Origin of the sequence: Rahnella selenatireducens (assembly GCF_046449555.1) — a bacterium.
Taxonomy (GTDB): domain Bacteria; phylum Pseudomonadota; class Gammaproteobacteria; order Enterobacterales; family Enterobacteriaceae; genus Rahnella; species Rahnella selenatireducens.
In genome coordinates this window covers 42,702-55,027 of record NZ_JBKEZJ010000004.1, presented here as the reverse complement: position 1 = coordinate 55,027, position 12,326 = coordinate 42,702, and the positions used below count along the sequence as shown (strand labels likewise).

The 12,326-nt window shown below is 53.4% G+C and carries 10 protein-coding genes; 1 reads left to right on the top strand and 9 read right to left on the bottom strand.

What is annotated here, in order from left to right:
- Positions 1-89: 89 nt before the first annotated feature.
- From hflC to nnr, 9 genes are all read right to left on the bottom strand, one after another.
- Entirely contained in the window at positions 90-1,094 is a 1,005-nt protein-coding gene (hflC, locus tag ACLBVC_RS08040; protein ID WP_410149186.1) for a protease modulator HflC, read from the bottom strand.
- Between the two features lie 2 nt (positions 1,095-1,096).
- Positions 1,097-2,392 (bottom strand): FtsH protease activity modulator HflK, encoded by a 1,296-nt coding sequence (gene hflK, locus ACLBVC_RS08035; RefSeq protein ID WP_410149185.1) that lies wholly within the window; start codon positions 2,390-2,392, stop codon positions 1,097-1,099.
- Between the two features lie 33 nt (positions 2,393-2,425).
- Complete coding sequence (gene hflX, locus ACLBVC_RS08030; RefSeq protein WP_410149184.1) at positions 2,426-3,730, bottom strand: ribosome rescue GTPase HflX; 1,305 nt, start codon at positions 3,728-3,730, stop codon at positions 2,426-2,428.
- Positions 3,731-3,828: 98 nt separating this feature from the next.
- A complete protein-coding gene (gene hfq / locus ACLBVC_RS08025) occupies positions 3,829-4,140 on the bottom strand; it encodes an RNA chaperone Hfq (protein ID WP_104923534.1) in 312 nt (103 codons plus the stop codon).
- Between the two features lie 114 nt (positions 4,141-4,254).
- On the bottom strand, positions 4,255-5,196 hold the full coding sequence (gene miaA / locus ACLBVC_RS08020) for a tRNA (adenosine(37)-N6)-dimethylallyltransferase MiaA (protein ID WP_410149183.1): 942 nt from the start codon (positions 5,194-5,196) through the stop codon (positions 4,255-4,257).
- Complete coding sequence (gene mutL, locus ACLBVC_RS08015; protein ID WP_410149182.1) at positions 5,189-7,093, bottom strand: DNA mismatch repair endonuclease MutL; 1,905 nt, start codon at positions 7,091-7,093, stop codon at positions 5,189-5,191. Before mutL ends, miaA begins: the two co-directional genes overlap by 8 nt.
- Positions 7,094-7,127: 34 nt before the next feature.
- Positions 7,128-8,915, bottom strand: a complete 1,788-nt coding sequence (gene amiB, locus ACLBVC_RS08010; protein WP_410149181.1) for an N-acetylmuramoyl-L-alanine amidase AmiB — start codon at positions 8,913-8,915, stop codon at positions 7,128-7,130.
- A 7-nt stretch (positions 8,916-8,922) separates the two neighbouring features.
- Positions 8,923-9,402 carry a tRNA (adenosine(37)-N6)-threonylcarbamoyltransferase complex ATPase subunit type 1 TsaE gene (gene tsaE, locus ACLBVC_RS08005; RefSeq protein ID WP_410149180.1) on the bottom strand — a complete coding sequence of 160 codons (480 nt, stop codon included), beginning with the start codon at positions 9,400-9,402 and terminating at the stop codon, positions 8,923-8,925.
- Positions 9,399-10,925 carry a bifunctional ADP-dependent NAD(P)H-hydrate dehydratase/NAD(P)H-hydrate epimerase gene (nnr, locus tag ACLBVC_RS08000; RefSeq protein ID WP_410149179.1) on the bottom strand — a complete coding sequence of 509 codons (1,527 nt, stop codon included), beginning with the start codon at positions 10,923-10,925 and terminating at the stop codon, positions 9,399-9,401. The genes tsaE and nnr overlap by 4 nt, the downstream gene beginning before the upstream one ends.
- Between nnr and queG the strand changes: the two genes are divergently transcribed.
- Positions 10,924-12,081, top strand: coding sequence for a tRNA epoxyqueuosine(34) reductase QueG (queG, locus tag ACLBVC_RS07995; protein ID WP_410149178.1), 1,158 nt, complete (start codon positions 10,924-10,926; stop codon positions 12,079-12,081). The genes nnr and queG overlap by 2 nt on opposite strands.
- Positions 12,082-12,326: the final 245 nt, after the last annotated feature.

Below are 12,326 nucleotides of genomic sequence, written 5' to 3'. Positions count from 1 at the left end.
ATGTGTCTCAGTAATTCCCTTCAGCAGGAAAAGGAGTTTCAGAAATGACAAAAGGCCCACGAAGGGCCTTTTGGAAATTGCATCCGCAATTATTTATTTTTTAGCTGGTCAGGTGACTTCATGAAGCGGAAGAAGTCGCTGTCAGGGCTTAACACCATAACGTCGTTCCCGCTTTTGAAGCTGGCCTCGTAAGCACGCAAGCTTCGGATGAATGCGTAGAAGTCAGGATCCTGGCTGAATGCATCAGCAAACAGTTTCGCGGCTTCTGCATCGCCTTCACCACGCGTAATACGGGCGGTACGTTCTGCTTCAGCAACAGTACGGGTTCTTTCGTAATCCGCTGCGGCCTGAATTTTAGTCGCCTCTTCTTTACCCTGAGAAATGTGACGCAATGCCACCGCATTACGCTCAGCGCGCATACGATCGTAAATCGCGCTGGACACTTCTTCAGGCAAGTTGATTTGTTTCAGACGAACGTCAACCACTTCAATACCGAGCGCGGCCATGCTGTTCGGGTTCACCGCAGGCTGTTTGCCTTTGGTTTCCTGCTCAACACGTTTAGCCGCAGATGCGATGGCATCATCCGCTTCGGTCGTCGCTTCCGGCTCATCACCTACGCTACCAGTGTTAAGCGCATCACGTACGTCCAATGTCAGACGGCCACGGGAATCGGTCACGATGTCTTTCACGTCCAGACGACCAATTTCAGAACGCAGACGGTCACTGAATTTACGTTTCAGCAGAATCTCAGCCTGAGAGACGTCACCGCCGCCCGTGGCCAGATAGTAGCGGCTAAAATCACTGATACGCCATTTCAGGTAAGAATCGACGATCAGGTCTTTCTTCTCGCTCGTCACGAAACGGTCGGCCTGGTTATCCATAGTCTGGATACGCGCGTCGAGCATTTTGATGGATTCCACGAAAGGAACCTTGAAATGCAGACCCGGCGCATACACTAAAGGCTTGTTATCGCTGTCGCGCAGAACTTTGCCAAAGCGCAGTACGATTCCGCGCTGACCTTCCTGAACCACAAACAGTGAAGCATAAAGCGCCATCAGCACCACAACGACGATAAGTAAAAATGACTTACGCATTGTTATTCTCTCCCTACGCGAAGTGTATCGTCACGCTGTGCATTAGCACGGCGCTGGTCCATGACACTGCCAGACGAACGGGAACTGCTGTTATCGGCACTGCTTTTGCCATTACTGCTGGTTAAACCCGGTACAGAAGGTAGCAAACCTGCTTCATCATTTTTGCTGGCGTCGTTCGCTGCGGCATTATTTCCGCGCAACATCTGATCCAGTGGCAATACCATCAGGTTATTTCCTTTATCACTCACCAGAACTTTGCGGGTGTGACTGAGGACTTTTTCCATGGTTTCGATATAAAGACGCTCACGGGTAATTTCCGGTGCCGCTTTATATTCAGGTAACAGCTTGGAGAACCGGGCCACTTCACCCTGCGCTTCCAGAACGGTACGGTCTTTATACGCTTTCGCGTCTTCCAGTAAGCGTTGTGCTTCACCGTTTGCCAGAGGCTGGATCTGGTTCGCGTAAGCTTCTGCTTCACGAATAGACTGTTGCTCTCTTTCACGGGCAGCAATCGCGTTATCGAAGGAAGCTTTCACTTCTTCCGGCGGACGCGCGGTCTGGAAGTTGACGTCCTGAATGGTGATACCCATTTTGTACGGACGAATGGTTTCCTCCAGTACACGCTGGGTGTCACTACGCACGGTCGTACGGCCTTCAGTCAGGATTTTGTCCATCGTGTATTTGCCGATAACACCACGCAAAGCACTGTCCGTCGCCTGGCTCAGGCTGTCGTCAGGGTTGGCGACACTGAACAGGTAGGCTGCCGGATCGGTCACGCGATACTGCACGTTCATTTCAACGCGTACCACGTTCTCGTCAGACGTCAGCATCACACCAGACGCCGCCAGTTCACGTACAGCTTCGACGTTCACTGCGCGTACCTGATCGATGAAGGTCGGCTTCCAGTTCAGGCCCGGCTCAACCAGATGGCTGAACTTACCAAAACGAGTCACCACGCCACGCTCTGCTTCTTTAATGGTATAAAAGCCCGTCGCCGCCCAAATCACAACCACCGCGGCAACCGCGATGCCCGCTATCCGGGTGCCACTCATTCCATGACCAGAACCGGTTGGCGCGCCATTGTTATTATTGTTGCTGCCTGAACCTTTTCCGCCGAATCCACCCAGCTTCTTGCTAAGTTTACGGAAGATATCATCCAGGTCAGGAGGCCCCTGATTGCGGCCGCCTTTGTTGTCATTATTACCACCAGAATTTCCACCAGAGTTGCCGCTATTATTATTGCTGCTGCCCCAGGGGTCGCGGTCCTGTCCGTTATTACCGGGCTGATTCCACGCCATGTTATAGCTCCATTATTCTATGATTGGTGTTCTTCAGGCCAAATCAGACAGGCTCTGGTTGCGGACATAGCTGGCCAGTTCCTGCTCTTGTTTGCAGAGGCGGCTCCAGTCAACAATGGGCATTCGCACCATCAGACCAATACTGCCATCCTCTTCAATCCATTCTTTTTCAATGGCCTGAAGCTGGTAAAAACGGCTACGAAGGCGGCCTGCTTCCGGCGGCAGGCACAATTCATGCTGCGCAATTTCGCCAGATAACCGCTCCGTTAACGCCTGAAAGAGCAACGGAATACCTTCACCTGTCACGGCTGAGAGCCAGACCCTGACCGGTAAATTCTCCTCGTTGCGGTCGATACGCGGGACAAAATCATCCAGCATATCTATTTTGTTCATCACTAACAGCGCAGGAATTTCATCTGCTTCAATCTCTGCCAGCACCGTATTCACCGCGTCAATGTTTTCTTGAACCCGGATGTCCGCTGCATCAATCACATGTATTAACAGAGATGCCTGTCGGGTTTCCTGCAACGTTGCCTTAAAGGCGGCAACTAAATCATGGGGCAGGTGACGAATAAACCCTACGGTGTCCGCCAAAACCGTTTCCCCGACATCTGCCACCATAATACGGCGCAGCGTAGGATCCAGCGTAGCAAACAACTGATTGGCCACGTAAACATCGGCCTGAGTGATACGGTTAAAGAGTGTAGATTTTCCGGCGTTGGTATACCCCACCAAAGACACCGTCGGAACATCCGCACGGACGCGCGAACGACGACCTGTTTCGCGCTGCTTAGCCACTTTTTCAAGACGGCTGAGAATTAATGTAATCCGGTCCCGCAGTAAACGGCGGTCCGTTTCGAGCTGGGTTTCACCCGGGCCACGCGCACCAATACCGCCGCCCTGACGCTCAAGGTGTGTCCAGCCGCGAACCAGTCGGGTAGCAATGTGGCGTAATTGCGCCAGTTCTACTTGTAACTTACCTTCGTGAGTTCGTGCCCGCTGGGCAAAAATATCTAAAATCAAACCGGTGCGGTCGACAACGCGACATTCGCATAAGGCTTCCAGGTTTCGTTCCTGGCCGGGGGACAAAGCGTGATCGAACAGGATGACAGAAGCGCCCGTTGCTTTGACGGCATCTGCGATTTCTTGGGCCTTTCCTTCACCGACAAAGTATTTAGGGTGCGGTGCCTTGCGGCTCCCGGTGACGACTTGCAACGCCTCTACACCTGCAGAAGATACCAGCGATTCAAATTCGCTCAGGTCTTCCGTGTCTTTGTCTTGCGAGAAATAGATATGAACCAGTACGGCCTGCTCACCGGCTTCATAACGGTCAAACAAGCTTGCGACCTCTCATTTGGGAAAAATTCGCCAGCCGGGGGTGCATAAGCATAATCGGAATACTTATGAACCCCTTCGTGGTTGACCAACGTTGCGCTTTATTCAGCGTCATCGTTTTCCTGCTGCGGCTGCTGCGCAGACGGAGTGCTACCATGGTGATAATTGCTGCTGGTGCTGCCCGTACCTGGATTATTGCTATGATGTGACACCGGGCGGGAAGGCACTACGGTGGAGATAGCGTGTTTATACACCATCTGGCTTACCGTATTTTTTAACAGAATGACAAACTGGTCAAAAGACTCAATCTGGCCTTGCAGCTTAATACCATTCACCAAGTAAATAGAAACCGGAACACGTTCACGACGCAATGCGTTCAGGAACGGATCTTGCAAAGATTGCCCCTTAGCCATTCTATCTTTTCCTTATTAGTTTGTTGTTTGTAACTTTGAGCCTATCGGCTCGAAAATAAATCACATAAAAAATTTGCGCGCTGAGTACTCATCAATTGTACACAATCACCCAACCTATGCACTAACAACCTGAATTACACGGTTTAAGGCCTCTTGTGGCTTCTCAGAATCAAGCCATTGGACATCCTCCCAACCTCGTAACCAGGTCATCTGACGCTTGGCCAGCTGTCGTGTCGCGCAAACACCACGAAAAACCATTTCATCGTAATCGAATTCACCGGACAAATATGACCACATCTGGCGGTATCCGACGCAACGAATGGAAGGCAAATCCGTATGCAAATCGCCCCGAGCTATCAGCGTTCTGACTTCGTCTTCAAAACCATTGGACAACATCTGACTAAAACGTTCCTCGATACGCGCATGTAATGTTTCACGGCGGGTCGGGGCAATCGCAAACTGATGAACGTGATAAGGCAACGTTTCACCCGAAATTTTAGTCAGTTCCGTTAAAGTTTTACCCGAAATATAAAAAACTTCCAGTGCTCTGGACAGTCTCTGCGGATCATTCGGATGAATTCGCATAGCCGCGACAGGATCAATCTCGCTCAACTTGCCATGAAGCGCTTCCCAACCCTGCTCTGCGGCCTGTTTTTCAATGCGTTCACGCACGGCAGGATCGGCAGGCGGTAAGGGGGAAAGCCCTTCAAGCAACGCCTTGAAATAAAGCATAGTCCCACCCACCAATAACGGGATCTTATTGCGTGAGGTTATTTCTGCCATTTCGCGTAAAGCATCAGCACGAAAGTCAGCAGCAGAATAAGCGCGGGTCGGGTCAAGAATATCAATCAGACGATGTGGTGCTTGCGCCAGTTCTTCCGCCGTCGGTTTCGCGGTGCCGATATCCATTCCACGGTAGATCAGTGCGGAATCCACACTGATTAACTCAACGGGAAGATGCTTCATCAGCGACATCGCCAGTGCCGTTTTACCGGATGCGGTCGGCCCCATAATAAAGATCGCCGGGGGAGCGGAGTGTTTTTCAGAATCAGTCATGCTTAAAAGCCGCCAGCGCGGACTGTAAATCAAGAGGTTGCAGAAGTCCGGAAGGAGGCGATTTAACCAAATGTGGGCAAAGTCGCTCAACGTCCGTGAGTAATTGTATGGCTTGTGAAACCGACCAGACCTCGTGCTCGCAGCCACAGTGGCGGGCAAACCACATAGCTACCGCATCAGAAGTCACCTCCTGCTGAACAGCAAGGTAACCTAACAGATCGGGTATCAACTTTTGTAAATTTTGTTGGCGTAATGGTAAAGGTACCGCGCGAACCGTCACATGCTGTGACTCGCTGAGCATTTCTAAACCAAAATGCTGTAATAACAAGGCGTGTTTCGCCAGCACCGCGGCTTCTTCTTTACTCACCGTCAGTTTCAACGGGATCAGTAAAGGCTGCGGACGAAGCCCTTCTTCCGGCGGCGTTAGCTGCGCCCACTTCAGCCAGCGATCGGCCACCGGCAGCGATAAAAGCACCAGTTGCTTTCCGCGTTCCAGCAACGCATATTCCGCCGAACAGACCGTCAGTACGCGCCCGAAACTCTGGCTGTGCGCTTCAAGTGCCGGTTCAGCCAGTGTACGGGCGGCGGATGGCGCAGGCTTAGCGGCCTGTGCCACCGCCGGAGCCGGTTCCTGCAAAGAGAAATCCCCGGCGGCAGGCTGTAAAAGCTGCTGATAGGGTTTCGCTTCACCGCGGTTGTAAGCCGGTTCAGGACTCCGAAATGCTGGTTCGCGCGGCGCGCTGCTTCGGGCGGTTTCTGGAAACACATTTTCCCGGGCGGGCTGAGCCGGTTTTTTATCTGCGGGCTGTGAGAAGTGATTTCCCCCCGCCGCCTGCCGGTTTTCCGGCTGCCAGCGCGGCGCCTCTTCCTGCAACTGCGGTTCTTCAAGCCCCGGATTGCCCGCCTGTTGCAAAACAGACATCACGGCCTGATAAATGAAATCATGCACCAGCCGCGACTGGTGGAAACGCACTTCGTGTTTCGCCGGATGCACGTTGACATCCACCTGATGCGGATCGACATCCAGATACAACACATATGCGGGCTGCTGATCGTCTTTTAACTGATCCTGATACGCCTGGCGGATCGCATGATTAATCAGACGATCTTTCATCATGCGGTTGTTCACATAGCAATACTGCATGTCCGTCAGGCTGCGCGAACCCGCCGGATCCGCAACCCAGCCGTGGATCGCCAGATCACCGTGACTCCACTCGACTTCCAACGCATGTTCAACGAACGTCGGGCTGCAAATGCTGGCCAGACGGCGGGAAGATTGCGACGGATCTTTCACGGCGCGATATTGCCGGATCAGTTTGCCGTTGTGGCTGAGATTAACGGAAACGTCAAAACGCGCCAGCGCAATACGGCGGACGACTTCATCAATATGAGTAAATTCGGTCTTTTCGGTGCGCATAAATTTGCGCCGTGCTGGCGTGTTGTAAAACAGATCCAGAACTTCAACGGTCGAACCTTGCGGGTGCGCAGCGGGTTTGACGGTCACCGCCATGTCGCGGCCTTCGGCGTACGCCTGCCAGGCTTCCTGCTGTTCTGCGGTGCGTGACGTCAGAATAAGACGCGACACAGAGCTGATGCTGGCCAGCGCCTCGCCGCGAAAACCGAGACTAAGAATGGCCTCCAGATCGTCGAGGCAGGTAATTTTGCTGGTGGCGTGACGTGCCAGCGCAAGAGCCAGATCGTCTTTACCAATCCCGCAGCCGTTATCACGAATACGAATGAGCTTGGCGCCGCCACGATCGATATCAATATCGATGCGCGTCGCACCCGCGTCCAGACTGTTTTCCACCAGTTCTTTCACCACGGAAGCCGGTCTTTCGACAACTTCACCGGCCGCTATCTGATTAGCAAGCTGCGGCGGCAATACCTTGATCGGCATATCGGCTCCTGTGGCTGGCGGTTGTAAACCGCCGTTATGACTGTGGAATCGTTAAGGTTTGGCCGAGCTGCACCTCGCCAGACTTCATGTGATTCGCCGTTTTGATGTCACTCATGCTGACACCGTATTTGCTCGCTATCGCGGAAAGCGTATCACCGCGTTTCACCGTATGTTTCGCCGGTTTCTTCGTTGCTTTGGCCGTCGTGGCAGAAGCGCGCGATGAAGATGATGCTGTAGAAGTGCGGGTGCCGGCCGGTACTTTCAATCTCTGTCCGACCCAGACGCCATCTTTTTTCAATTTATTGAGATCACGCAGCGCAGCATTGGTCGTTCCGTAACTGCTGGCAATGCCGGTAAGCGTCTCACCACGTGTGACTTTGTGGATTTGTGTTGCCCCACCGGAAGCCGCAGTAGCTTCAATCGGACCGGGCTGACTGACGGAAGAACTGGCTGATGCACCCGCCGTTGCGCTATCACTTGCCGCCGATGCTGATGCCAGCAGCGGACGGTTTTCGACCTTTGGGCCGTTTTGTATCGGATGCGACTGGAAATAATTACGCAGGCCAATATGAATGGCTCGTGCAATTTTATCCTGGTACGCGCTGCTGCCCAGCAGCCGCTCCTCGGTTGAGTTACTGATGAAGCCGGTTTCTACCAGCAGAGAGGGGATATCCGGAGAACGGAGCACGCCTAAACTGGCGTGTTCCGGTTTGGCTTTGTGCAGCGAGCCGACCGAGCGAAGTTCCCGTAAAACGCGGGTCGCCACGTCATAACCCACGCGTTGTGAATGGCCGAACTGCAAATCCAGAACCGCCTGGCTCAGGTAAGGGTCAGACGCGGTATTCGCCAGCACATCGCCTGCACCGCCGAGCAATTCTGATTGTTTCTCATGCTGCTCCAGCCAGTTACCCATTTCGCTGTTCGCGCGACGGTTGGACAGAACCCACACCGACGCCCCGCGCGCACTGCGGCTTGGCGCCGCATCGGCATGTATAGAGACCAGAACGTTGGCATTTTTCTTACGCGCCACGTCAGAACGTCCCATGACGGAAATGAAATAGTCGCCGTCGCGGGTCAGCACCGGTTTGAACATCGGGTCGGCGTTGAGCAATGTCTGAAGCTTACGGGCAATGGCGATAGTGACATTTTTTTCTTTCAGGCCGCCGCCGCCAATAGCGCCCGGATCCTGCCCGCCGTGACCGGCGTCGATCGCGACAATAATTTTACTGTCGCTGGTGGAAACAGTGGAAGAACGTGAGTTGTCCGGTGCGACGGCAGTCGCGACAACTTTTGTCTGGTCATTCGTAAACGGATTCGATTTTTGCGATGCAACTGGCGTGGAAACAGCGTTTGGCGACGGCGTATTCGTTACCGTAGAAACCGGCATATTACGACGCGGAGCCGCCGACGCATTCATGGTCAGCACTACGGTGTACTGGCTGCCGTCTTTTTGTTTCGTCGCGTTGGTTCTGACTTTCTGATTCAGTTCAAAAACAAGACGCTGACTTTGCGCATTCGGCGGCGTACTCGCGCGCACGCGGGTCACCAGATTTTGCCCGTTAAACGTCAGCGGAAGCCCTTTCATCACGCCATCCTGACGGATATCCATGACAACGCGCTCGGGATTATGCAGCGGGAAAAAAGAATAATCGGGTGAGCCGTCAAAGGTAATTGTCACCGTCGACTGCGTTGCACCATTGGAAACATTGATGTTTTTCATACCGGCCGCCATCGCGGCGGACGGAATCAAAACGACAAACAGCATCAGCGTCGACAAAAGTGTCGCCGCTGAATGAAAAAGAGAGGTGAAACGTGAGTTCATCGCGCGATCATCCTTGCTGTTGAACACGATGTAATAACTTAACACCGGCTTCCGACACGGCGACCAGCTTCGCCGTGCGCGCCAGTGGCTGCTCCTGCGATGAATAATCCAAAGTCAGTTCAATATCCGGTTCAGGTAAAACACCTGCACCTTTCTGCGGCCATTCCACCAGACAAATGGAATCCTGCGCAAAATAATCACGGATCCCCATAAACTCCAGTTCTTCCGGATCCGCAAGGCGATATAAATCAAAATGATAAACAGCGATATTGTCCAGCTGATAAGGCTCAACCAGCGTGTAGGTCGGGCTTTTCACGTTGCCCTGATGCCCTAATGCCTGAAGAAAACCCCGGCTAAAGGTCGTTTTACCGGCGCCCAGATCACCATAAAGATGGATAACCGCAGAGCCTTCGCAGGCTTTCGCCAGGGAAGCACCTAATTGCAGCGTCGCTGCTTCGTCGGGTAAAGAGATATTAAGTTGATTCATTCAGATATCTGTTTCTTCAGGTCTGGATTAACTAACGGGGGAATCACCGCTAAAAGATCAGTCGCCAGCATACCGCGCGTTCCCTGCCGGTGGGCGATTTCGTCCGCAGCTGCGCCATGAACCACTGTGCCCGCGCAGGCCGCATCATATACATCGAGTTTTTGAGCCAGTAATCCGCCGATAATACCAGAAAGTACGTCGCCCATGCCGCCCGATGCCATTCCGGCATTCCCGACGTCGGCGACGGCGAGCTCGCCGTGTTCGCTGGCAATCAGCGTGCCTGCGCCTTTCAGGACGACCACACCGCCGTAGCGTTCAGTGAGTTTTCTGGCTGAAAGTAAGCGATCACTCTCAAGCTCCTCCACACTGCACCCGAGTAAACGAGCTGCTTCGCCGGGATGCGGTGTCAGTACGCGATTTTGCCGTTTCCCGGGATTGATTGCCAGCAGGTTAAGCGCATCGGCGTCCCATAACGCCGGTTTATCCGATTTTTCAGCCCGTTCTGCCGCCTGCCTGCCCCAGTCGCCTTGTCCGAGCCCCGGACCGATGACCAGAACGTCTGCCCATTTCAGGCCTTCTTCCAGTGATTCTGCCGTGAGTTCCTGCACCATCAGTTCAGGTCTTGCCGTCAGCATTGGACCGACGTTTTCAATGTGAGTAAGTACTCGCACCAAACCTGCACCGCTACGCAGCGCGGCTTCGGACGCCATGCGAATAGCACCAGCTAAACCCGTATCGCCGCCGACCATCAGTAAACGCCCGTGATCGCCTTTGTGCGAACAGGGGCGACGCGGATGCAGCCATTGCGCCAGCTGCGTTGCGTCCAGCCGTTGCAAGTGCGGAAGATGTCCGCCCAGCCAGCTTTGCAGCCCGAGCGGATCGCAATGCAATTTCCCCACGTAATCGCGAGCCTGCCCGGTGAGTAAGCCGGGTTTCAGGGCAATAAAGGTCAGCGTATGAGTGGCGTGAACCGCCTGCCCGACAGCCTGCCCGGTTTGGGCATCCAGACCAGACGGGATATCTAAAGAAAGAACCGGAACCGGCGTCGCGTTAATGTTTCCGATAAGCCCGTCATAAGGCGTACGCGGCGCAGACTTGAGGCCAGTGCCAAGCAAACCATCGATAATGAGATCAATACCCTGCGGCCATTGCGTATCAGCAGCGCCGATTTCACCGCCCGCTTGCCCCCAGCCCAGACGCGCTGATTCTGCTTCATCGGGCAGTGGTTTGTGGCCGTCGACCGCCAGCAGCGTCACCCGAATTCCGGCCAGCTTAGCCAGACGGGCAACTTCATATCCATCGCCGCCATTATTGCCGTGCCCGCAAAGTATCAGCCAGTGACGCGCATCAGGAAACTGACACTGAGCCAGCAAAAAAGCCGCTTTGGCCGCGCGCTGCATCAAGGTAAACAGAGAAACCCCTGTTTCCTGCGCCGCCTGACGCTCAGCTTTTCTCAGCCAGTCAGCAGAAAACACGGAATGTGGTAAACTCGCCTCGTTTCGTTTTTCACGTTGGTTCGTCATGACACTCCCTCTCGATCTCGTTCAACTGGCTCAACATATCAAGCAATGGGGCCAATCGCTAGGCTTCCAGCAGGTCGGCATCTGCGATACAGACTTATCCGCAGAAGAGCCCAAACTCCAGGACTGGCTTGATAAACAATATCATGGCGAGATGGAATGGATGGCGCGCCACGGCATGTTACGTGCACGCCCTCACGAGCTTTTGCCCGGCACATTGCGGGTGATCAGCGTGCGCATGAACTATTTGCCCGCCAAAGCCGCCTTCGCCAAAACCCTGAATAATCCGCAGCTCGGCTATGTCAGCCGGTATGCGCTCGGGCGCGATTATCACAAAGTGTTGCGTCAGCGACTGAAAAAGCTCGGCGATATGATTCAGGCGCATTGCACCGAACAGCAACCCGACCAGTCTGTCACATTCCGGCCTTTTGTCGATTCAGCGCCCGTTATGGAGCGCCCTCTTGCGGCGAAATCAGGCCTTGGTTGGGTTGGCAAGCACTCACTTATTCTTAACCGAGAATCCGGTTCCTGGTTCTTTCTCGGCGAACTGCTGATTGATCTGCCGTTGCCGGTTGATCAGCCACAGGAAGAAAAGTGCGGCAAATGCGTGGCCTGCATCACCACCTGCCCGACCGGTGCCATTGTCGCCCCCTATACCGTCGATGCGCGTCGCTGCATTTCTTACCTGACCATTGAACTGGAAGGCGCGATACCGGAAGAATTTCGGCCCATGATGGGCAATCGCATCTATGGCTGTGACGATTGCCAGCTGATTTGTCCGTGGAACCGTTATTCACAACTGACGGATGAAGAGGATTTCAGCCCGCGCGCCGCGTTGCATTCGCCGGAGCTGATCGCGCTGTTTGCCTGGACGGAAGAGAAGTTTCTGCGCATCACCGAAGGGTCCCCTATCCGCCGCATCGGTCATTTGCGCTGGCTGCGGAATATTTCTGTAGCGCTGGGCAATGCTCCCTGGTCGGAAGAGGTGCTGGACGCGCTGAATTCACGTACAGGCGAAAATCCGCTGCTGGATGAACATATCGAATGGGCAATCCGGCAACAAACCGAAAGAAGGAGTGAACACCGTATTGAAGTGCAAACTTCGCAGCAGAAACGCCTCATCCGCGCTGTTGAAAAAGGTCTGCCGAGGGATGCATAGCAAATCGCAAAGCACATTATTAGAAAAGCCATATTATCTGTGCATAAAAATAAAAATGCTTTGCCAATCAAGTGCAAAAAAAAGAGCAAGTGATCGTCATAACGTTTTGCTATAAATTTATTTTTAATAAAATCAAATAATTAATAATTGGCAATATGGGCAGCGCAAAAAACGGACAGTGTAGAAAAACAGCTAAACCTGTGGATAAGTCTGTTTAAAAAATTACTACAAACCGTGTAATGATG